The following is a 22294-nucleotide window of genomic DNA, read 5'->3' as shown; positions in this document are numbered from 1 at the left end:
CCCTGCCAATTGCGTTTTTACCAAAAAACTAAAGATCCGCGCCAAAACGCCGTTGGTGACTTTGCAAGTTCCAAATGGAATTTGCGGCAGGTCATAGGGTTATGACCGGTCAAAACATATCAAGGAGGATCTGACAATGGGAATGCGAATCCGTACTAATGTGAACAGTCTCGTGGCGCAGCGTTTTATGGAGCGCAACAACGGCGAGATGAACTCTAGCTTAGAGCGCTTGGCCTCTGGCTACCGGATCAACAAATCTTCTGATGACGCCGCTGGTCTGGCCATCAGTGAGAACCTGCGCGGTCAGTTGCGGGGCTTGAACGTAGCGAAACGCAACGCCAACGACGCCGTCTCGCTGGTTCAGGTGGCAGAGGGTGGAATGAATGAGATGACCAACATCCTTATTCGCCTTCGTGAACTCACCGTCCAAGCTGCCAGCGACACGATCGGTGAGCAAGAAAGAGGGTTCCTAAACCGGGAGTACACCCAGTTAGTCGACGAGATGGACCGGATCGGTAACTCGACCGAGTTCAACGGCCGGAAGATGTTCCTGCCCGACGGAGGACTGTCCCAGTTTGTGGTTCAGATCGGTACCCGCGGCACTGCACCGGAGGCCAATTCCGACACCATCACCATTGATCTTAAGGGTATCAAGTTCGATTCAGCCACACTTGGTCTCGGTAAGGAGTCAGAAATCGGCGGCGCCACTGCCAGTGACACCGTGTCGCGTGACGATATCGCCCAGAAGCTCACGACCATTGATGATGCCCTGGGTCGCCTCGCCAGCGAACGAGCCACCCTCGGTGCCATCCAAAACCGCTTAGGTAGTGCGATTGGCAACCTCGGCGTGTCGATGGAAAACCAACAATTAGCGATGAGTCGTATCCGCGATGTCGACTTTGCTTCAGAGACCGCAAACCTCACTCAAGCTCGCATTATGACGCAGGCCAACGTGGCCGTTCTTAGCCAGGCCAATGCCTCGCCAGAACTGGCCTTGCAGCTGCTGCGCTAATAGCCGTGCAAAGAGACTAGTTTTGCAAGTTCTTCACCTTGCACGGCGGATGGTTCGCCGTGATCAATAACAGGGAGTTTTGTCATGGGATTAAGAGTCAGGACAAACGTGGATTCGTTGGTGGCGCAAAGGCGCTTGAGTGAACAAAGGGGCTCTCTCAGCCAATCCTTGGAGAGGTTGTCATCGGGTTTGCGGATTAATAAATCCGCTGACGATGCCGCCGGATTGGCCGTGAGTGAGCGCTTGCGGGGTACGATGTCGAGCTTAGGGGTTGCCAAACGTAACGCCAGCGACGGTATCTCGTACATCGAGGTTGCTGAGGGGGGGCTCAATGAGGTGTCGAACATCCTGATCCGGATGCGCGAACTTGCCACCCAGGCTGCCTCGGACACTCTTGGACCGAGGGAGAGATCGTTCCTCGACAAGGAGTTTACTCAGCTGAGGGACGAGGTGGGTCGTATTATCGACTCTACCGAGTTCAACGGCACCAAGGTGCTCACTCCGGGCGAAGGCGACAAGCCCATTCAGATATTTGTTGGCGCTTCCAACCGCGGGAGAGATGCCGCGGGCGATCTGCCCGATATCGACAAGGATAGCGACCCAGATGTGCTCACCATCAAGCTCGACGAGCTTGGGTCGCTCAAGGACGCCATCGATCAAGTAAGGGATAAGGCCATGTCTATCATGCCTGACCCGACTGCCGTCATCGGCGCTCAGGACCTCGGTCCCGATGGGGACACGGCCACACTCTTCAGTCGCTTAGATACGGCGCAGAACTCCATAGCCTCCTACCGAGCAACCTTGGGTTCGGTACAGTCACGGCTGAATAGCACGATCAATAATATCGATATTGCTAGTGAGAACATGGCTGCTGCGCAGAGCCGGATTCGCGATGTGGACTACGCATCGGAAACCGCGAAATTGACGCAGGGTCGCATCCTCTCCACCGCCGCTCTCTCCGTAATGACCCAAGCCAACGCATCCCCAGAAGCCGTACTCCAGCTGCTGCGCGGTTAAAAATCAAGACATCATGAGGGTTTAGGGGCGGCTCAGGCCGCCCCTTGTTTTTCCTCTAGCCCCGCATTATAGCTAGCGGACCTGTTGTTCTGAGGGTGAGGCTCGACTATGCAATCAACCGCTAACTATGACTCTACGTATCAGCGTATGCACCAAATGCTGGGCAAGCTCGTGCCTGATTTTGAGCTGCAGGAGAAAGCCAAGCTCGTAGTCGAGATCAACGAATGGAAGCGGGAGCGCAACGCTATCATTCTAGGCCATAATTATATGGAGCCTGCGCTTTACCATACGGTAGCTGACTTTACCGGCGACTCTCTTGAGCTATGCCGCAAGGCGGCCACGACCGATGCCGCAGTCATCGTCTTCTGCGGCGTAGAGTTTATGGCTGAGACAGCCAAGATTATCAATCCCACGCGCAAGGTGCTGATACCGTCTAACCGCGCGGGATGTTCCTTAGCCCAAAGCATAAAGGCCGAGGATGTGCGCCGCCTGAAGGCTCAGTACCCGGGCGTGCCAGTTGTCACCTACATTAATTCCTACGCTGACGTTAAGGCGGAAACTGACATCTGTTGCACCTCAGGCAATGCTGTCAAGGTGGTAGAGTCTTTGAATACGGACACGGTGATTTTCATCCCTGATGAATACTTGGCCCAAAACGTCGCGCGTGAGACGGGCAAACATGTCATTTTTCCCGAGACCGATCCGCGTAAGTTGGGTACCGGTCAGACGACGATAGATAAGGTATTTATTAGCTGGCATGGCAAATGCGAGGTGCACGAGAAGTTCACAGTGGACGATATTACGCGCGTGCGTCAGCAATTCCCGGATGTGGTTGTTTTGGCTCACCCTGAATGCAGTCCCGAGGTCACTGCGGCTGCCGATTTTGCCGGCAGTACGTCGGCCATGATCAAGTATGTCGAGAACGTTAAGGCGCCGCGCTATTTATTACTTACTGAATGTGCGATGGGCGACAACATCATTGCGGCTCACCCGGATCGCGACGTGCTTCGACTCTGTAGCATCCGGTGTCCTCATATGAAGCAGATCACCCTTGAGGACACGCTCGCCGCGTTGAAGGAACTCAGATACGAGGTCGATGTTCCCGAAGACATTAGGCTGCGCGCCAAGGCCTCCATCGACCGGATGTTGGCCATAGGCTAAAGATCAGGGGAACCACGAATATAAGCGCAATTGTGGGATCAGAGTCCCCACTGTCATAGCCGGGCCTGACGGCACAGCCGAGAGGCAACCTAGGTTTGTCGCCGTTTGCTGGGTAGCTATGGGCGATGGCGGCAAAGTCATCGATGTCCAGGGCAAAGCTATTGGTATCAAGGCTGTAACTCATGATGGCCTCCGGCACCAGGCTGTGTCCGAGTCCTGCGGCATGGCCGAGCTCATGGAGGAATACCTTACCCATCCAGTAGTCGGCCGTTGCCGTATCGACTAACACATAAATCGAGCAGTGTTTAGGTGTTTCGCCGTCATAGTCGTCAAACATTGTGAATCCAGCCGTATCTCGTACGCCGCTCAGGGAGCTGCGCAGGTAGATGGTCACCTGGGGAGATTCCTCTAACGCCACAAATTTAAACTTAAAGTAGCTGCCAGGGACCTCGCTCCACAGGGCCGCAGCCTCTTTGACCATGGATTCATAATAGGTGGCGTCGTCAGGGTTTTCCGCATCGATACCCAGGGTAACGGTCGGCGCGTCGATGTTGATATCCCAACGCAGGAGTCTTCCCCCAAAATCGACCGGAGTGGGATAACTAAAGCTCTCGCTACTTGTGCCAAGGCAAAGCATTGCGGCGTAGAGGCTAAATTTCAGAACGGTACCGAAACTCCGAGCCATAGTGGGTAACTCCAGGCAATGCCGCGGTAGCGCACAAAAATCATGTGTGACGTGATGTCGAGCCTCAAAGCGGGTACAAATCGGGGTGCACTGGTAGGCAGCCAAATGGGTAGCAGCGGTATGATAGTCGCCCAGGTGACCTCGGCAATAGGACCCGCGTTGGAGCCCCCGGCTCCTATTTGGACAAAAAACTGCCACCAGCAAGAGTCATCACAGATGGGAAAGCGGCGATCAAAAACCACTCCTGTCACCGGAATGCCACCGGCGGTGAGATATTGATTACTAAAAAGCCCGGCCTCCCATTTGTTGGTAGCTAGCCTCAGCCCGTAGGCGATCTGTCCCCCAGCATTCGGCGCCAGCGATTCGTATTGAGCCGACAGAGTGTACCTAGACTTTGCTGCCAGGGCAGGTGTGTCCATTACCGTCCACAAGGAGAGCAATAGGATGAGGTGCTTCACCATTTGGCACCAACCCGGATCTGGAAGAAGGTAAACGGCCAAGCCACGTAGCTTTGCAGCTGCACTTTATCTACGGCACCGACGAAAAGCATATGTTCGGCAGCCATCTCAAAGCCGCCAAGCGTCACGGCATATTCAATTCCCGACACGAGGCCACTTTGGACGTAATTGCTTGGGGTGCTAAAGGTGGTGGAGGATGGTGCTCTGTCTTTGGTGTAGCCAGCCATGCGGCCACCGCCCATATAGGCATAAAGGCCGTGGTTTGATTTTTTAGTTACTTTGCTGCCCACGAGAACAAACCATCCATAGTCTTTATCGGCGTAGTCTCCCCCGCGAAACTCCGGGCGCTCCAGATAGGCACTTCGCACTAAAAAGGCCTCAGAATTGGTACCTGAGGTAAACTCTGCTCCGTAGGTCGCATGGTAGTAGTGACTCGTAGGCTGCTGCATGACCCCAGCCGTAGTGCCAACGCTAAACACCGCAGCGTATAGCGGTGTCTCCAAGGCGATCATAAGTCGCGCCAGGCAATGTAGCAGCTCAATCAAGTGCGACCCGAAATTTGTTGGTTGGCAAAGTTATCGGCCATTCTAACAAATGTCTCGGCCAGAAGTCTCAGCCAAAGGATAGAGAGGTCGGTAGCCAGCAGGCACCAGCTGATCACGGCCTATGGAACTGTCAAAAACTTTGCCACTCACGACCTTGCAAGTGAGGGGTTGCGTGAGATAGATGCATACATGTTAGCTGGTTATGTCGTGGTGATGTCCAGGCTCGCATTTTGCACAGGACTCAGGTGCAGGCATCATGCCTCGCCAGTGGTTCCTCCTCCTCCCCCTGTTGCTCCTACTCTTCCTCCTGCTCCTCCCGTTGGTAACGAAATGCTGAAATTGCTGCTCAAGGTCATTCCCGCTCTAACTTTCTTAATTGCCTTATCTCTGCTCGATCCAACCGCTTACGGTGGTGAAAAGACGTATTTGGTTTTGGGCGTTATCGCTTCTGGTAACGGCAGTAACGGTGTCGCTCTGCTCAAGTCGCAGGCCTCAGGTGCCACCTTTGCTGTAAAGGTAGGACATAAAATCGAGCCTGGGGTTGAGGTTGCCGGTATCGCACGAGAATATGTGACATTCAGCGTGCGTGGGCGTCTTGAACGGATCCGCGTGGGTGAGGAATCAGGAGCAGATGCGATACCAGTGCCAGTGGTCAACGTGGATCAAATCTCCGAAGGAATCGAGACCAAGGGTGACAAGGTGCGCATCAGCTCGAGTTTACGTGACACTTTAACCGGTCAACAACTCAGCCGCGTGTTGGTGCAAGCTGCGGCTCTACCGTACTACGAGGACGGTCAGTTGAGCGGATTCAAACTCATGGCGATTGATGCCGGAAGCATCTACGACAAGGTTGGATTTAAAGACGGCGATATCGTCACCAGTGTGAACGGACAGCGCCTTAGCGACGTTGGTCGCACTATCCAACTACTCCATAGCCTCAAGGGTGCAAACATGGCTCAGGTCACCTATAAACGCGGTGGTGCCGATCGTTCGCTGACCCTTGAGGTTCAGTGAGTTAACCAACGGCTGCAAGTTTAGTCGATGTTTCGGTCTCGTCGCGTAACTTCCGGCGTAAGATTTTACCCACGTTAGTTTTTGGTAGTTCGTCGCGAAACTCAAATTGGTTCGGGCGCTTGTAGCCTGTAAGTTGCGCGTGACAGTGGGCTTTCAGCTCCTCTTTGGTCAGGCTCTTATCCTTGGCAACGACAAAGGCTTTGACGGCTTCGCCCGACGAGGGGTCAGGAACGCCGACTACTGCGGCCTCGAGCACCTTGGGGTGTGACATCAGGACTTCTTCAATCTCGTTCGGGTACACGTTAAATCCGGACACCAAGATCATGTCTTTTTTACGGTCGACTATGTAAAAGTACCCAGTGCCGTCGCGTTTAGCGATGTCACCAGTCCAGAGCCACCCATTGCGAATCACTTTAGCGGTCTCATCCGGACGCTGCCAATACCCAGCCATCACCTGTGGCCCACGGACTACAAGCTCACCAACCTCGCCAAGAGCTACCTCTTGGCCGTCTTCGTTCATGATCTTGGCTTCAGTACCAGGCAGGGTGAAGCCGACGGAGCCGTATTTAATGAGGTTCTTGTCGAGGGGATTCACGTGCGTTACGGGTGAGGCCTCAGTGAGTCCGAACCCTTCAACAATGGGCTGACCAGTCAGAGCAGTCCACTTCTTGTTTACAACTTCTTGCACTGCCATACCGCCACCAAGGGCGACTTTAAGAGTTCTCGGTGGGTTTTCGCAGAATTCTTTGTCATTAAGTAGCGCATTAAATAGGGTGTTGACCCCTGTCATCACCGTAATCGGATATTTCCGCATCACTTTGATGAGGTTTTTGATCGGTACCGGCTTTGGTACCAAAATCATGCGATTGCCCATGGCAATGAAGGCGAGGAAGTTAACCGAGAGAGCAAAAATATGATAAAGCGGCAGTGCCGTGAGCACCAGTTCACCACCGTCAGTGATTTGAGCTCGGGCCAGAGTCTGAATCTGTATCATGTTGGCAAGGATGTTCCGATGCAGGAGCATAGCGCCCTTCGAGACACCGGTCGTGCCACCGGTGTACTGAAGAACAGCGATATCGTCCGACTCGATTTCTGGCCTTGTATAGTTCTTTTTAGCACCGGCAGCCAGTGCCGCCTTAAACGATATGGTCTGAATCTTTAATTTAGGCACCTGACCTTTGAGCTTTAGCACAGCTCCTATCAGGCCGGCCTTCCAGCCAGGAAGTTGGTCGCCAATCGACGTCACAATGACGTGCTTGATATCCGTCTCATGTAAAATCTCCTCTAGTCCCTTGGATACGAGATCGAGGATGATGATAGCTTTAGCACCGCTATCCTTGAATTGATGACGCATTTCACGAGGCGTATATAGGGGATTGGTGTTGACGCAGATAACGCCGATTTTTTGCGCGGCGTAAAAGGCTATCGGGAACTGCATGACATTGGGCAGCATGATCGCGAGCCGATCTCCCTTTTTGAGTCCCAGGTCATTTTGCAAATAAGAGGCTAACTGACTTGCCAAACGGTCAAATTGGCGGAAAGTCAGATCGGTGCCGAGGCAGGTTAACGCGACCGATTCGCTGTATTTGTTGCAGGCCTGCTCTAGCATGTCGGTAAGATTGCGCCACTGCGAGAAGTCTACATTGGTTGAAACAGCCTGACTGGGTGACTTGCCAAATCCTAAGTTCATGCTAACTCCTTAACCTCCGGGGGCAATGTTACGGGGATCATTTCATCCTGGTGCAGCTAGCCTTAAGTTGATTACACTGCTCCAACTTTGGAGGGCTAAACCTTTGGAAGCAACACCAAATTTAGAACTGGACGCTACACATCTACTTCTTCGGCAGATCCAAGAAAAACTTCAGTCCTGTCAGGAAACGGTAGCGACCGCCGAGAGCTGCACCGGTGGTTTGGTGGCGACCTTGTTAACTGAGTTGTCTGGTAGTTCAGCATCTTATGTCGGGGGTGTCAGCGCCTATGCAAATTCTGTTAAAATGGAAATTCTTGGAGTGAGTCCCGAGGATTTGAGCCGATTTGGGGCAGTCAGTGATACGGTTGCCAAGTCCATGGCAGCAGGGGTTCGCGATCGCTTGGGAGCAACCTACGCGATTGCGCTTACGGGCATCGCCGGGCCCTCCGGAGGCACTGTGGATAAGCCAGTTGGTACCGTATATTGTGGCATAGCGTCCCCAGGAGGAGAAGAGTCGGTCCGACTGAATCTCACTGGCGATCGGGCTACGGTTAGGCGGGCGGCAGCATTCGCAGCGTTGCGGCTGCTAGGACAGAAACTTGGCATCGAAAACTCCTAGACGACACGATCATCGCTCGCGCAATATGGCCCATGTCACCGAGCTTGGAGGTTCCCGTGCTGAATAAAATTCTCATCATGCTAGCAATGGCTGTAAGCTGGTCGCACACCGCTAGCGCCAAATATTTGACGGTCGACGAGTTGCGGGATCTGCAGGCCAAAATGAAGTCGTCAGACGCACTGACTGTCGATTTTGTGCAGACCAAATTCTCCGGGCTGCGTGGAAAGAGCACTAAGCGGGAAGGCAAAGCGATCTTTGTCAAACCCAACCTCTTTAAGTGGATGCTTCAGACTCCGACTAAAGAGTTCAAGATCTATGACGGCAAATCGTTCTACGATTTTAGCCCGGATACCAATACCGCGCGTCGCTACGCACCCAACGGGGCTCAGTCGCAGGAGTTGCGTCAGGTCATAGATCTTGTCCTTAATTTCGACACTCTGCTCAAACGCTACGACCTAGTTGCGGCAGAGGAGAGTGGTGACCTCATCAAGATCCAGCTACGCCCCAAAACGCCAGGCGATATTGCCAGCATTGAGTTGCACCTGGCAAAGAGGGAGGAGTTCATCTCGTTCCTCAAGATGGACCTTACCAACAAGAACTCACTGACGCATGAGTTCAAAAATCCAAGCAGGACTGCCGTTGGCGAGACGACTTTTGTTCTGCCCACCAGTGTCAAAATAACCGATAGCATCTAGAAAAAAACGTCACTTTGTCGATAGTTCCGTCACTGGTGCGCCAAGATGGCGAATCTGCGACGGTATTTTTATGTAAAGCCGCTGCACAATTGTGCCGATGAGGTTAGCGGATGTGGTCATTGTGACTACCTCCCTGGAATCTCATCATGGATTACAGTCATTTAGGAGCGGCCTATGACTGACAAGGTACGGTGGAGTGAATTTGACAAGCTGCATGTGATCCGTAGACTACGGGAGCTTGTCGGCAAGTGGTGGAAGATTCAGATCAATTTTACTGACACCAAGGGCTTACTGCGCGGGGTCCCTGAGGGTAAGTTTTTTAACCCCTTGAACCAAATCTGCAAGGCGGTGACGAACGACACCAAGGGCTTCGAGGCCTGTCGAGGCACGGCGCGTCAGACGACTGTGGAGACCACGCGTAGTAAAGACGCGCGTCTCTCTCGCTGCCATGCGGGGTTTTCGACAATTACCGTGCCGATTCGTGTCGAAGGCAAGTACATGGGTTGTGTCTTTGGTGACGGTTTTTTAGTCGCCGATAGTGTTGACGAGCAAAAGACGCGGCTTAAATCTTATTTAGAACGCTCGTTCCCAGGCCGTGAACGCGAGCTGATTTCCCACATCGATGCTTTGCCAGTACTTTCAGAAAAAGACATTGCCTACTTGACCGAGCTCATTGAAATGGTGGTCGAAGAGATCATTGTCTCGCAAAAACGCGTATCGGACGAAATGGAAAAAGTTGGCGAGCTGAGTAAAGAGCTCGGTACGCGGTATGGTTTCGACCGCATGATAGGTAAGTCCTCGCCGATGCAGGATCTCTACCGCCTGCTCGACCGGGTCTGCGATTCGGACGCAACAGTCCTTATCAACGGTGAGAACGGTACAGGTAAGGAGCTCATAGCTAAGGCTTTGCATTACAACTCGCGCCGGAAAGATAAGAAATTTGTGGTAGTCAACTGCGGTGCCTTTAACGAAAACCTGCTCGAGAGCGAGCTTTTTGGTCATATGAAGGGTGCCTTCACCGGCGCCATTAAAGACAAGAAGGGCCTGTTTGAAGAGGCCGACGGTGGCACGTTGTTCCTCGACGAAATCGGCGAAACCTCCATGTCAATGCAGGTTAAAATGTTGCGCGTCCTCCAGGAGGGCACCTTTACGCCGGTTGGCGCGACTATGACTAAACGCGTCAATGTGCGCATCTTGGCCGCTACCAACCGTGAATTACAAAAGATGGTCAAGGAGGGCTTCTTCCGCGAAGACCTTTATTACCGCCTAAAAGTCATCAATTTAACAGTGCCGCCGCTGCGTGAACGTAAAGAAGACATCCCACTCTTAGCGGAGCACTTTCTGAAGAAGTTCAACAAAGAGCGTGGCCAGAACAAGGTCATCAGTAGCTCCACCCTAGAGCGTCTGATCAACCACGATTGGCCAGGCAACGTCCGTGAACTTGAGAACGAAGTTGAGCGCCTTTGCGTGCTATCTGCCAACGAAGGCGAGATTCAGCCAGATGTGCTCAGCCAACACATCTACGATAACGCTAAGAACAAGTATCCAGGTTACCGCGTAGCCGGACGTCTGAAAGATGCCCTCGAAGAGCTCGAGAAAGAGATGATTCGAGAGGGTCTGGAGCGTACACGCTGGAACAAGTCCAAGCTGGCCAAGGAGCTTGGGATTAGTCGCGCGGGTCTCATCATGAAAGTTGAGAAGTACGGGCTCGATAAAAGGACCGTGTGAAGCGAGCTTAGTGAGCGACGGTGGTGGCTGGCGCCGCCGTCGATGTCTCATCGATGCTAGGCTTAAGCATAAAATCTTCGCAGGTCTCAGGAAGTCCCCAGATAATTTTGGGCCGCCCTTCAGTCGGTATCTCCATCCGGCACACAAGGCGTGGTGTGGAGAGGGTCATGCTGTTTACTTCTCTCACGAAAGTAAGTTTCGAAGGATCCTTAATGGTCTGCGAGATTTGGGTCTCCAGCAGCAAAGTACCTGCGAAGTCGACCGAGTAAGTGTTGGAAGTGAATTCGCCGCCTCCATACTCGCCCAAGGTGGTGCTATGGATCAGCTTGGCCTTGGCATCGGGCACCGGGGCATCCAGGCGACTGATCTCGGGTGCGAACTGATAGGTTTTAGACTGGTCGTCAAAGAGCCACACTAAATATTTTTTTTGCCCAGCTTTATAGGGCCACACCTGCGTGAGTCGTAGGTCACCAAAACTATCGAAGTTGTAGTCAATGTACTCCAAGATCTTGTCGCGAATGCCGTTGCTTGGCCCCACTAATTCACGCCAAATGAGCTTTACGCGGTTTGGTGGGAAGGTGATCGTCTGGACTTTCTTGTCTGAACCGGCCTCCATAATTTCAATGGAGTTTAGACTGGAGTCAGGGTCGTTCCACTTTAACAAGAAAGTGTGCGAGCTCTGCGTACCACCGGGCTGGTTGAACCTATATTTCAGCTCGTAGTCCTTACTCTCACCGCCTAGAGCAGTTGCTTTGAGCATGACTAAGGGCAGCCAAATTGTCTTTAGTAAACCCATAGGAAACATCGCCGCGCGCGCTGTCAGTGTCCGGTTTTCTTTATCTTCTCGAGCTCATTGCTAAGTGCGTGCTCAGCCTGAGAGTTGAAGTGTTCGATAGCTTGGCCGAGCTCGATCGCAGCTTCAAAGTCATCACCGGTGATTAGGCCCTTTTCGTCGAGTAATTGCTTGAGGCCCTTAACGGTGGCGAGAAACTGTCCATGGCTTTCGTGCGTCTTTGCCATGGTTCCTTTGAGATTGAAAAGCTCGGTGCCGAGTTCCATGACAGCGCGTTCAAGCATTTCAAGTTTTACTAGGAGTTTGTCTGCCATCTGATGCCTCTAGCCGAGTGGGTGGCTGGTGTTACCAGATACTTGTTCGGCCACGGGGCAAATTTATTTAGTGAAGGGAGATGACGCGGTCTGAGTGAGCTAGGTCCCACCCCTAACATCGCTTCACTTTTTAGCCATTATTCGTGATTCACGGGGAGGCAACGATGTTCAGGGCTGGGGGTTCAGGTTCCCTACCGTAGACATCCAGGCGCCGATTTTTGAGTGCCGGCAGCCGCCCCCTCACCTCAGCAAGCACAGCAGGCGTGATGTTGGCGTAGCCAATACCGGGAAACTCACCGGTGTTTGCCATGACGGCACCCCATGGGTCAATTATGAGAGAGTGGCCGTAAGATTCCTTGCCGGGACCATGAGTCCCAGTCTGGTTTGCCGCAAATACGTAGGCTAAGTTCTCCACGGCCCTGGCGCGCAGTAGGAGTTCCCAATGGGCTCGCCCGGTAGCCAGGGTGAAAGCGGCGGGAACAGCGATGACGTCAAGTGCCCGCGACTCACCCATAGAGTAGTAGAGCTGCGGAAAGCGCAGATCGTAACAGATGGACAGGCCGACTCTAAGGCCGTCGATTTCTACGGCTACGGGTTGGTCCCCAGCGATGTAGCCATCGCTTTCGCAGTAACGGGGTAGGCCGTCATCGCCGTTGAGATTAAAGAGGTGAAGCTTGCGGTATTTAGCCAAGAGTTTGCCGTCTCGTCCAAATACGTAGGACGTGTTGTAGACGCGTTTTTGCCCTTCGGCGTTGTGGAGGCGGAACTTCGGGAGACTATCCCGGTCTGGTCGCTCCCCGACGGATCCGGCAAAGAGCACTATCTTGAGTTCCGCAGCAAGACCGGCGAGCGTTTGATAAAGTGGCCCACCCTCAAGCTCAGCCATTTGATAAACCTGGTCGTAAGTACCGAGGTAAGGGAACATCTCGGGCAGCTGAACCCAGTCGGCTCCCTGGCTGGCAGCCTGCCTCACCATAGTTGCTGCTGTGTCGATATTGCGCTGTTTATCTGCCGTCGTATTCATGGCAATAACGGCTGCTTTGATCGACTTAGGGGCGCTTGGCATGGCGTTTGACTCCCAACGAGCTGTTGCGCCCCAGAGCAAACTCGCGCTTAGAGGGTTGGCAACACGATGTGACTGTCCACTCCTAATAGGATAGTAATTAGTGCCACTCTGGTCCACATACCGTTACGCTCCTGGCGCCAATACTTAGCACGATGATCGTGATCGATAGCAGGATCAAGCTCATCGCGGCGTGGTAGTGGGTGCATAATGACGCAGTCCGATTTTAGTGATGGCAGGTGCCCTTTTTTCAAACAGTAAGTCGAGTAGTCGACGCGCTTTGATTCGCCGCCCTGGTCGTATTCATCCTGAACCCTGGTCATGTAAATAGCGTCGGCTGCAGCGATCGCTGCCTGAAAGTCGGTCGTTTCCTCGACACTAATGTCCTTGGTGCGCAGAAAACCACGCAGGTCATCGGCAATCCTAAACTCTGGTGGCGAGCAAAAGATCAGCCTGGTCCCGGGGTAGTTGGTCAGCAGGCGGCTGAGTGACCTTATGGTGCGGCCGCGTCTCAGGTCACCGACCATACAGACCGTCTTGCCTTCAATACCGGCGGCCGACTTAAAACTGCGCTGCAGCGTATAGATGTCGAGCAGGGCTTGGGTCGGATGCTCGTCGGGCCCACTGCCGGCATTGATGATGGGAACTGGTCTGGGCGTGGCATCGAGTAGTCCAGAAATGCGGTCAGACAGGCCGGCTACGGGTGAACGCATAACGATCAGGTCCACGTAGCTCGCGAACGTGCGTAGCGAGTCTTCAATGGACTCACCTTTACGCTCTGAGCTGGTGGCGGTATCGCGAATTTCTGACGGCTTGATGCCAAGTATGTGACAGGCCGCCTGAAAGCTCATGAAAGTCCGCGTCGAGGGCTGCGTAAAGTACAGCATCGCCCGCCGGTGTGGCAGCAGGCTCTGCAGGTACATGAGTCCGTCCTTGGTCTTATCAAACTTACGAATCTGATTGATCAACTCATACATGTAGTCGAGAAAGGCGCGGTTGAACTGACTAGCACTGAGGATATGTTTAGGCCTGTCAAATCCTAGACTATTCTTCATGGGGCCGATCTCCAATAAGGTCAGAATTTAGTTCAATGAAATACGACAGCAGGCTCGCCCTTGGCAGCTTGAACCTCGCCGATCACCGTTACGGGCAAGTTTAACTGGTCGCACGCCTTAGTGATCTCGTTAACGCTATCTTTACTGACGGAGGCAATCATGCCGCAGCCAAGATTAAAGACATTCTCGAGATCACGCGTGTTACTACCGTGGTTCTCGATAAATTCCCTCATCCAAGACGGGATGGGCAAGGCTGCAAAATTGATGTGGCAGGCCGTATCCTCTGGCATCACGCGCGGGAGATTGCCAGATATACCGCCACCGGTGATGTTGGCGACGGCGTGCAGTTTGGTCGTGCCAAACCGTTCAACGAGCTGAGGTAGCTCGTGATAAATGCGGGTGGGCAGCATTAGTTTGGCCAGTACGTCTTGACTGGGTTGCTTCTCCTTGACCCAGCGACGGACCAGCGAGTAGCCATTGCTGTGAAACCCGCTACTGGGGAGGGCGAGGAGCACATCACCTACCTTGACGTTGTGAGCTCCCAGCATGTTGGCGCCGTCGACGACACCGACGACAAAACCCGCTAAATCAAAATGACGTTTCTCGTAAAGGCCAGGCATTTCAGCTGTCTCACCGCCAAGTAAGATTGCCTCACTCTGCTTACAGCCAAGCTTGATACCGGTGAGTACATCTTTGAACTGGCTCTCATCAAGCGTACCGGTGGCATAGTAGTCGAGAAAGAATAGGGGCCGCCCACCGACGGTATAAAGGTCGTTGACGCACATGGCTACAAGGTCGACGCCAAGGCCAGCCAGCTGATCTGATTCTATGCCCAGCAAGACTTTCGTGCCGACGCCATCCGTGCTCGTTACGAGCAAGGGATCTTTGAGCCCAGCAAAATTGGGGCGAAAAAGAGCGGCAAAGCCACCAATACCTGAGACGATGCTGCCGTGCTTGGTCTTACCACTCTCGTCACCGGCGCTTTGCAGCCACGAGACCAAACGGTCGCCCTTATCAACATCAACGCCAGCTTGTTTATAGAGATCTGGTTTGTTCGCTTGGTGAGTCAAGGCTACCTCCCGCCTAACGGCGTCTAGGGAGGAAGCCGACGTCGCCAGAGTTTAGGCGATGAGGGTCGCAAGAGCGGTTCGTGGATCCGCATGTGTCACGAGGGCTTCCCCGATTAGGAACACGTTATACCCGAGCGCCTGCATCCTCTCAATATCAGCCCGAGTTTTAATGCCAGATTCGCAAACAAAGGCGGCATCAGGCCGTTTGGCGGACGCGTCCCTTAGGAGGTCAGCCCCACCCTTGAGGTTGGTGCTAAAGGTCTTTAAGTCTCTGTTATTAATACCAAATATCTTGCCATCCGTAGACAGTGCGGCCGCTATCTCGGCCGCCGTGTGACTCTCGATGAGTGGCTCCATGCCGAGGCTACGACCGATAGCGATGAACTGATTTAGCTGATCAGGAGACAGCGGACCGGAAAGAAGGAGAAATGTATCGGCACCGTGAGCCCGTGCCTCGTAGATTTGGTATTCCGAGACGATAAAGTCCTTGCGTAATAGCGGCAGCGTGACGGCTGCGCGGACGGTCTGCAGGTGGTTCAGGTGACCGCCGAAATACTTTTCGTCCGTCAGTACGGAAATCGCTGCGGCGCCCCCTGCCGCATACTCTCTGGCAAGGGCTACGGGATCGTAATCTACGCGCATGATGCCCCGACTGGGGGACTGACGCTTGCATTCGGCGATGATACGCGGCTTGGTGTGACCCCTTATGGCATCCAAGAAGGAGAGAGCTGGCTTGGCTTTTTCCGCGCGTTCTTTGACCTCCGCCAGCGGCAAATTCACCGCTGCGGCTGCCACCTCGCGATGTTTGTCGGCAATGATTGCGGCGAGGATATCGACTTTGCTCATGAGTGCTCAATGCCTCCTGCTAATGCCAGAGCCAACAAATTTTAAAGCGCTAGCGTATGTGCGGCAGCTAGCCATGATTTGAAAAAAGCCTCGGAGGCGCCGCTTGCTAGCTTTTCCCTGGCGGTAGACACTCCGGCCGGTAGGTCACTAGACTTTCCAGCAAGCCAAATGACGGCACCGGCATTCAGGGCCACGGCATCAGCAAGGCCGGGAGCTTTACCTGCGAGGAGAGCGTTAAGGCGCTCAAGGTTAAAGTTGGCATCACCACCTGCGAGATCCTCGGATGTGCCTCTGATCGCCAAATTTTTCGGGTCGATAACTAGCTGTTGAAGTTTTTGCCCTTCGACTACATACGCGTCGGTAAGTGCCGTAGGACTCAGCTCATCAAGCCCGTCGCGCGCATGAACGACTAAGGCGCGCTCGATGCCAAGCAAGCGCACGGCTTCGGCCATGGGCTTAAGGTACTTGATAGCACCGACGCCGATGAGTTGGCACTCTGGTCTGATGGGATTAGCGAGTGGACCGAGGAGATTGAAAATGGTGCGCACCCGTAGCTGTTTTCTCACCGGTGCGAGACGCGCCAGGAGCGGATGGAAGTTTGGTGCAAAAAAGAAAGTGAAGCCAGTTTGCGCGAGGAGCTGTCCTGCTGCTGCGGTCCCTAGATGCGGAGGAAAACCAGCGGCGAAGAGAAGATCTGCCGACCCACACTTACTGCTGACGCTCCGGTTGCCGTGCTTGGCGACTTTGACTCCAGCCGACGATGCAACGATGGCGGCTGCGGTGGAGAGGTTGAAGCTGTTGCTGCCGTCTCCGCCGGTGCCGCAGTTGTCGATCAGTGGTCGTTCCGAAGACGGTAAGTCCAGCTTAACAGCATGCTGGCGCATCACCTGCGCACCAGCATAGAGCTCGCCTGCGTCCTCGCCGATGAGGCGCCAGGCGGCTAAAATTGCCGCCACCTCGACCTCGCTTAGGGTCCCTTCGAGCATCCCGGCAAACATTGCCTGGTTCTCATCTACAGTGAGACGTGACCCATTGAGTAAACGCTCGAGCGGTAGCTGCATGGATTTCCTCGCGGTGCTGATCGTGCCATAATTCTCTCATAAGATTTAGTTGTCCGTGTGTCTATTGCGAGGGCTAGCCGATGCGTTCGATCCTCACTGCATTATGTCTCTGGCTTTCGAGTGCCGTCCAAGCCTTAGCTGGCCCACTCAGTCCCACTTGGGCTGAGCTCAATGCCGAGGCTAAACCGCGCATCTATACCGTGGAGCGTTTTATCACGACTGAGGTGGATCCTGCTCTTGTCGTGATCGGTGCCGGTAAGGACAGTGGTATCGTTATTGGCACGCAGTTTAGGACCTACCGCCTCTCGGTGACGGCACATCCGATATGGGTGGAGACGGGACATCTGCGCGTGGTTGAAGTGCAAGAGGGAGCCATTATTGCGGAGGTTGACGGTAAGGGCTCGGCATTGGCCAAGGCGCTGTTCCCTAAGTTTCCGAGCATGATGGTTGGTGACCTTGCCGTCATTCAAAGCTTCAACTTCACGCGGCGCCAGCAGATGACACCGGCCCTGACGATCCCCTACACCGAGCTATTTACCGATCCCAAAGCCAACCCCACCTCGTTTGAGCTGACGGCCGAGGGCCTCAAGCAGCTCAAAGAGGCCGCCAAGGCCTTTTCGGCAGCGCGTCTATCGTTACTGATGGTCGAGGGTCATACTGACCATGATGGTCCGTCCAACATCAGCCAGATCGAGTCTTATCAGCGCGCCATGGCGGTGCGTCAAATACTACTCCATGAGCTTGGATTTGATGAAAAACGCGTGGTCGCCGTCGGCTATGGTGATGGTGAGCCGCTTGATCCGACCTTTGCTCCGGGACATGTTGAGGCCAATCGGCGCATTGTGCTAAAGGTCGTTCCGCTACCACATTAACGGCACTTTAGCCGTGTGGTCCGGAGCGGTATGCCAGAGTTACCAGAAGTCGAGTCGTTAACACGTGCCATCAGGGTGGTCCTCGAGGGGAGCCGCCTTGAGTCAGCGCAGTTCCTGCGTCCCGACTTGCGGACCCCGATCCCTATCGAGGTGTTCCGCTCTCTACTAGAGGGCGAAGTGATCGAGGCTGTGACCCGCCGGTCTAAATACATGCTTATCAAGTCGCGCAACGGCTACGGCGTCTTTCATCTTGGCATGACTGGCAAGATCCTCGAGCAGGACTCCCCTGTGCCGCGATTGCCGCATACTCATGCGGTGTTTGCGGTGAGAAAACCACGTGGCAAGGTCACCTACCTCCATTTTGTAGATCCCAGGCGCTTTGGACGTATCGAGGCCATGCCACTGGATCAACTAAGTAAACACGAATTATTTGTGAATTTGGGCCCCGAGCCACTTGAGTGCGAGGACCTAGGCGATCATCTCTACAGACTCAGTCGCGGTCGCAAAGCTCCCATTAAAAACTTTATTATGGATGCCCACACGGTAGTGGGTGTCGGCAATATCTATGCTAGTGAAGCGCTTTTTAGGGCTGGTATTAACCCTAGACGCAAAGCTGGATTAGTTAGCTATGAAAAGTATAAAATACTTTCCCTTTCTATTAAAGAAACTTTAAGCGATGCGATCGCAGCTGGCGGCACCACTTTTCGCGACTTCAAGACTCCAGACGGAAATCCTGGATATTTTGTCGTTGCCTTGAATGTGTACGACCGGGTTGGTCAAGCCTGCAAAAAGTGCGCGTCAACTATCCGCCAGATCAAGCAAGGCGGGCGTTCCACGTTTTTTTGCCCGGTTTGCCAAAAATAAACTTCTTTAAAATTAGTGAGCGGCTTCGACGTCTTCGCGCGAAGTCATAAAATATTTTTTTATTTTAAAACTAATGTAACCATTTTAATTGTCGATGGAGGTCGTGATGGTAGTCGGTTAGTTGTTCATAAGGAGCATTAGTTATGGGTCTTAGGATTAGAACAAACGTCGCGTCACTCAATGCCCAGCGCACTCTGAGTCAGTCCACCGGTGCTCTCGAAGACAACATTACAAAGTTGTCTAGCGGGTACCGGATCAACAAAGCTGCCGATGATGCAGCAGGGTTGGCAATTTCAGAGGGCATGAAAGCCAGTATCCGCAGCCTTGACCAGGCCAAGCGCAACGCTAACGACGGCGTGTCGCTCGTGCAGGTGGCTGAGGGTAGCTTCAACGAGGTGTCGAACATCCTCGTGCGCTTGAGAGAACTAGCAACCCAGGCTGCATCGGATACGATCGGCAACAAGGAGCGCTCGTTCGCCAACCGCGAATACGTGCAGCTCGTCAACGAGGTTCAAAGGATCAGCAACACCTCGCAATTCAATGGTTGGCCTCTGCTCGGTGGTCAAGAGGCCTTGCCTGATGAGAATATGTTTACGATACATGTCGGAATGGGCACCGGCGAAAAAGAAAACACAGACACCCTGCGTATCGGCGTTGAAAACTTGAAGGTCGACGTCAATGTCCTCGGTCTCGGAACCGATGCCGAAGTCGGCCCAGTAAACCCAGATGATCCGTTCGATCGTGCCACCGCCGCTAGCAAGCTCGAGACCATCGACAATGCGCTGCAGAAGGTTGCCTCCAACCGCTCGTTCCTAGGTGCGCAGCAAAGCCGCCTAAACTCGACGATCAACAACCTCGGCGTCCAGATTGAGAACCTCAAGTCTGCCAACAGCCGCATCCGTGACGTCGACTTCGCTTCTGAAACCGCGTCGCTCACCCAGAACCGCATCCTCCAGCAGGCTGGTATGTCGGTCCTTGCGCAAGCGAACTCAGGGCCAGAAATCGCTCTGGCACTGCTGCGGAGCTAAGAGGCTTATCGAGGCTTGGTGGGACCAAAGTAATACTTGGCTTAGTTGTGCCTGGTTTACTTTTGCGACCACCCTGGCCTCTTGGGCATCAGCTAAAGATTAGTTTTTTATCCAGTGTTTATGATGATTTGCGTCGTTTTTTGCGGTTAGCCCTACGCTTGGCACCGGCCTTGCACTTAGTCAGTTAGGCTGAGTCACCAGTGTCTGGCGTAGGAGGACCGTAAGAATGATGAGCGTAATGAAAACTGACTATCAGGAAGCGAATTTGGCCCAAGTGACGTTCCAATTCGGAATGACGCTTGCAGATGTTGAGCGAGCCGTTATTATGGAGACACTGAAGCGACACAATTTCAATCGTACGCGCGCCGCCAGGGTGCTGGGGATTGGTATTCGCACGCTTCAGCGTAAGCTGAAACAGTACGGCGCACAGCCGTTTTCCATAGATCAGACGGACGCCTAGTAGGGGGGTCCCCGCCCAGCGGGGACCCTGGCCTTGCTCTATTTATATCCACAAGTTATCCACAAGTGGATAAAATTGCGAAAGCCACAACTAGCGGTTGACTTGGGGCGGCGACAAACATATAAAACGCCCTCCAATAGGTCTGTAGCTCAGGTGGTTAGAGCGCTACCCTGATAAGGTAGAGGTCCCCGGTTCGAGTCCGGGCAGGCCTACCAAGTTTTCCTTCTCTCAAGATTCAAAACATCACATTACCAGCAATAATCATTGAACTATTAACGGAATTTAACATTTCCGCTAAAGTTTGCACGCCTATCTGCCGATAACGAATGTACAGGTTCGGAAAATAGAGAAACGCGAACTCAAGGGGTAAGCAATGAGGACTCCGCTTTCTCTATCTTATGGGCTGATCTTTAGCCTGTTGGTCACCAGCTGCGGAGGCAGTCTAGGCGACTACGCGAAATTAACCCGTCGCGGGGCCGGTGCTAGCTCCGGATCTGGGGGCACCACCTACGGCGCAACGAGTATCGATGCGAAGCAGCAGGCCTCGGAAAAGCTAAGGTTAATCGATGAGGGTAAAAAGTCGTTTGAGCGCATCATAAAGCTCAAGACCCAGCTTGAAGACCTCCAACAAAAAGTCGAACAGCCTGACGACAGTTTGAAGAAGCCTGAAGAACTAGTGAACTCGCTGTCCCTTATCGTAGGGGATATAGAAAAAGACGCGGCCTCACTCAAGGACGTCGGCGAGGCTTTCAAAGCTGTCGCGGCAGGCAAAGCACCAGGGGAGCCGGTTGGACTAGGCCTCACCGATGCCGCCCCGAGTACGGAACCAGTGACCGCACAAAGTTTATTGCGGCGCGTGTCACGCCTCACCACGGCATCTGATGCCTATTTTTTGCAGGGTAAAGAGGACTGCAAAGATGATCCCACCCCGTACATGGACCGGTTCAGTGCCGCATCATTTTATCAGACGAATTTCGAACACTGCCGCGCAGTGAATCGCATGTCTCCTGAGCAATTAGCCGCTTCGGGAAGTCTAGGCCTACGTGACCTCAGCGTGTTGGAAATCATCGCGATCGTCATAAGAAGTTTGATTACGCTCCTGATGAGGATCGCGACGGCAGAATTTCTTGGTTTTCTTTTCGGCGAGGATGGTTCGCTGCTGGTACTGAACCCCCTACTCGGTCAAGTCATGCACCACAATAAGACCAAGGCGATCTTCTGGGGTACGAGTTGGAAAGAGGACACCAGCGACGTCATCCCTGGCATCGACCACTTTCTGAGAGCGTGGGGCGATTCTGGTCCGGCGGCTTTACTCGGTGAATATTACGATATTCACGGTCCGATCACGGCAAAATCGGAATATCTTGGTTATGAAATCGACGATACGCCAACTCCTCGTCCAGATTGGGGCCCGATTCTCTTCACCATCATGGGTGAGGTCTGCAAATTGACGAAGAACAATCCAGACCCGGAAGTGATCTACATGGTCTACACGGATGCAGGTTTGGGTGACTTCAAATTTCCCGCTATGCATTATCCCGGTCTCTGCGGTCGCAAGCCGTTTCAAGTTACCTGGATGCCAAAAGTGGACGTGTCAGGGGTGAGGGCGGATAAAGACGCGGCGGGCCACTCAAGCTTGTTAAGCAGTCTCGCCATGGCTAGTGCGCATGAACTTTGGGAAACGATGGCGAATCCTATGGGTGACGGCTGGTATACGCTGAAGGATTATGGTGAAGTTGGCGACAGATGTTACACCACGTTTGCACCTACGCCAGGCCAGTTATCGACGCTATCCGATGGTTCGAAGTGGCGCCTGCACACAGTATGGTCCAACGCTGCCTTTAAAGCTAAAAGGGGCGTTGGTGAGAAGAAGGGCTGTATCTACGCCAAGTGATGCGGTTGTGCGGTTTGATGCTGCAGTTGCCAGTGTCCACGGTGGCCACCAAACGGCCGAAAAAACGGTCAAGCGGTTGATTTCTTTCAGCGCTAAATTGACATAGTTTAATTTTCGAAGTGCACGAAACATCTTATTTTACGGTGTTTCGTGCATGTTTTTTCGTGCTGCTAAAACTGGCACGTGCCGTGCAATGCGCGTCCCGATTGTTTTTGAGTCACGAGAATCAATGGGGACAAGGAGTGAATCTAGTTATGAATCTAGTTATGAAACGAGCTTTGGATTGGAAAACATGTGTGTCGTTTAGCGTCGCTGCGAGCATGTTGTTGATGACGGCGTGTCGCGGTGGC

At 53.4% G+C, this 22294-nt stretch carries 23 protein-coding genes and 1 tRNA gene; 13 read left to right on the top strand and 11 right to left on the bottom strand.

The features are described from left to right. The first annotated feature begins 136 nt into the window (after positions 1-136). The 3 genes from FJ146_15180 to nadA all read left to right on the top strand — a co-directional run bounded on the left by FJ146_15180 (position 137) and on the right by nadA (position 3190). Positions 137-1012, top strand: a complete 876-nt coding sequence (locus tag FJ146_15180; GenBank protein ID MBM4253311.1) for a flagellin FliC — start codon at positions 137-139, stop codon at positions 1010-1012. An 84-nt stretch (positions 1013-1096) separates the two neighbouring features. Further along, positions 1097-2029 (top strand): flagellin FliC, encoded by a 933-nt coding sequence (locus tag FJ146_15175; protein ID MBM4253310.1) that lies wholly within the window; start codon positions 1097-1099, stop codon positions 2027-2029. Positions 2030-2137: 108 nt separating this feature from the next. Beyond that, positions 2138-3190 carry a quinolinate synthase NadA gene (gene nadA / locus FJ146_15170; GenBank protein ID MBM4253309.1) on the top strand — a complete coding sequence of 351 codons (1053 nt, stop codon included), beginning with the start codon at positions 2138-2140 and terminating at the stop codon, positions 3188-3190. On the opposite strand, the gene FJ146_15165 is transcribed toward nadA, so the two are convergent. From FJ146_15165 to FJ146_15155, 3 genes are read right to left on the bottom strand one after another with little or no spacing between them, the layout of a single operon-like run. Next, entirely contained in the window at positions 3141-3875 is a 735-nt protein-coding gene (locus tag FJ146_15165) for a matrixin family metalloprotease (protein ID MBM4253308.1), read from the bottom strand. The two genes, nadA and FJ146_15165, sit on opposite strands and share 50 nt — an antisense overlap. Then, a complete protein-coding gene (locus FJ146_15160) occupies positions 3848-4294 on the bottom strand; it encodes a hypothetical protein (GenBank protein ID MBM4253307.1) in 447 nt (148 codons plus the stop codon). Before FJ146_15160 ends, FJ146_15165 begins: the two co-directional genes overlap by 28 nt. A gap of 35 nt (positions 4295-4329) precedes the next feature. Further along, positions 4330-4878: a hypothetical protein gene (locus FJ146_15155; GenBank protein ID MBM4253306.1), complete on the bottom strand. Its 549-nt coding sequence runs from the start codon at positions 4876-4878 to the stop codon at positions 4330-4332. Positions 4879-5067: 189 nt separating this feature from the next. Between FJ146_15155 and FJ146_15150 the strand changes: the two genes are divergently transcribed. Further along, a complete protein-coding gene (locus FJ146_15150; protein ID MBM4253305.1) occupies positions 5068-5892 on the top strand; it encodes a PDZ domain-containing protein in 825 nt (274 codons plus the stop codon). A gap of 1 nt (position 5893) precedes the next feature. Here the strand turns inward: FJ146_15150 and FJ146_15145 are convergent, their stop codons facing one another. Then, entirely contained in the window at positions 5894-7582 is a 1689-nt protein-coding gene (locus FJ146_15145) for an AMP-binding protein (GenBank protein ID MBM4253304.1), read from the bottom strand. A 25-nt stretch (positions 7583-7607) separates the two neighbouring features. Here FJ146_15145 and FJ146_15140 point away from each other — a divergent pair, with 25 nt between their 5' ends. The 3 genes from FJ146_15140 to FJ146_15130 all read left to right on the top strand — a co-directional run bounded on the left by FJ146_15140 (position 7608) and on the right by FJ146_15130 (position 10624). Beyond that, positions 7608-8201: a CinA family protein gene (locus FJ146_15140; protein ID MBM4253303.1), complete on the top strand. Its 594-nt coding sequence runs from the start codon at positions 7608-7610 to the stop codon at positions 8199-8201. Between the two features lie 32 nt (positions 8202-8233). After that, positions 8234-8896 (top strand): outer membrane lipoprotein carrier protein LolA, encoded by a 663-nt coding sequence (locus FJ146_15135; GenBank protein ID MBM4253302.1) that lies wholly within the window; start codon positions 8234-8236, stop codon positions 8894-8896. A gap of 174 nt (positions 8897-9070) precedes the next feature. Next, the gene (locus tag FJ146_15130; GenBank protein MBM4253301.1) at positions 9071-10624 is read left to right on the top strand and encodes an AAA family ATPase; all 1554 of its coding nucleotides are present in this window, start codon (positions 9071-9073) and stop codon (positions 10622-10624) included. 7 nt (positions 10625-10631) lie between these two features. Here the strand turns inward: FJ146_15130 and FJ146_15125 are convergent, their stop codons facing one another. The 7 genes from FJ146_15125 to trpD form a co-directional block, all read right to left on the bottom strand. Then, complete coding sequence (locus FJ146_15125; protein MBM4253300.1) at positions 10632-11420, bottom strand: hypothetical protein; 789 nt, start codon at positions 11418-11420, stop codon at positions 10632-10634. 23 nt (positions 11421-11443) lie between these two features. Next, a complete protein-coding gene (locus tag FJ146_15120) occupies positions 11444-11731 on the bottom strand; it encodes a hypothetical protein (protein ID MBM4253299.1) in 288 nt (95 codons plus the stop codon). Between the two features lie 148 nt (positions 11732-11879). Next, the gene (locus tag FJ146_15115; GenBank protein ID MBM4253298.1) at positions 11880-12797 is read right to left on the bottom strand and encodes a carbon-nitrogen hydrolase family protein; all 918 of its coding nucleotides are present in this window, start codon (positions 12795-12797) and stop codon (positions 11880-11882) included. A gap of 47 nt (positions 12798-12844) precedes the next feature. After that, positions 12845-13849, bottom strand: coding sequence for an aspartate carbamoyltransferase (locus tag FJ146_15110; GenBank protein ID MBM4253297.1), 1005 nt, complete (start codon positions 13847-13849; stop codon positions 12845-12847). Between the two features lie 32 nt (positions 13850-13881). Further along, complete coding sequence (locus FJ146_15105; protein MBM4253296.1) at positions 13882-14967, bottom strand: phosphoribosylformylglycinamidine cyclo-ligase; 1086 nt, start codon at positions 14965-14967, stop codon at positions 13882-13884. A 3-nt stretch (positions 14968-14970) separates the two neighbouring features. Continuing rightward, on the bottom strand, positions 14971-15765 hold the full coding sequence (gene trpC / locus FJ146_15100) for an indole-3-glycerol phosphate synthase TrpC (GenBank protein MBM4253295.1): 795 nt from the start codon (positions 15763-15765) through the stop codon (positions 14971-14973). A 41-nt stretch (positions 15766-15806) separates the two neighbouring features. Beyond that, the gene (gene trpD / locus FJ146_15095) at positions 15807-16826 is read right to left on the bottom strand and encodes an anthranilate phosphoribosyltransferase (protein MBM4253294.1); all 1020 of its coding nucleotides are present in this window, start codon (positions 16824-16826) and stop codon (positions 15807-15809) included. An 80-nt stretch (positions 16827-16906) separates the two neighbouring features. On the opposite strand from trpD, the gene FJ146_15090 reads away from it, so the two are divergent. The 6 genes from FJ146_15090 (at position 16907) to FJ146_15065 (ending at position 21944) form a co-directional block, all read left to right on the top strand. Beyond that, positions 16907-17698 carry an OmpA family protein gene (locus FJ146_15090; GenBank protein ID MBM4253293.1) on the top strand — a complete coding sequence of 264 codons (792 nt, stop codon included), beginning with the start codon at positions 16907-16909 and terminating at the stop codon, positions 17696-17698. A 30-nt stretch (positions 17699-17728) separates the two neighbouring features. Then, positions 17729-18562 (top strand): bifunctional DNA-formamidopyrimidine glycosylase/DNA-(apurinic or apyrimidinic site) lyase, encoded by an 834-nt coding sequence (mutM, locus tag FJ146_15085; protein ID MBM4253292.1) that lies wholly within the window; start codon positions 17729-17731, stop codon positions 18560-18562. Positions 18563-18705: 143 nt separating this feature from the next. Continuing rightward, positions 18706-19590, top strand: a complete 885-nt coding sequence (locus FJ146_15080; protein ID MBM4253291.1) for a flagellin FliC — start codon at positions 18706-18708, stop codon at positions 19588-19590. 226 nt (positions 19591-19816) lie between these two features. Continuing rightward, positions 19817-20050 (top strand): transcriptional regulator, encoded by a 234-nt coding sequence (locus FJ146_15075; GenBank protein ID MBM4253290.1) that lies wholly within the window; start codon positions 19817-19819, stop codon positions 20048-20050. Positions 20051-20188: 138 nt separating this feature from the next. Then, positions 20189-20265: transfer RNA gene (locus FJ146_15070), tRNA-Ile, on the top strand. A gap of 158 nt (positions 20266-20423) precedes the next feature. Then, positions 20424-21944: a hypothetical protein gene (locus tag FJ146_15065; protein ID MBM4253289.1), complete on the top strand. Its 1521-nt coding sequence runs from the start codon at positions 20424-20426 to the stop codon at positions 21942-21944. Positions 21945-22294: the final 350 nt, after the last annotated feature.

The organism is Deltaproteobacteria bacterium, assembly GCA_016874735.1.
Classification (GTDB): Bacteria; Bdellovibrionota_B; Oligoflexia; order Oligoflexales; family CAIYRB01; genus CAIYRB01.
This window is presented reverse-complemented; position numbering and strand designations above follow the sequence as displayed.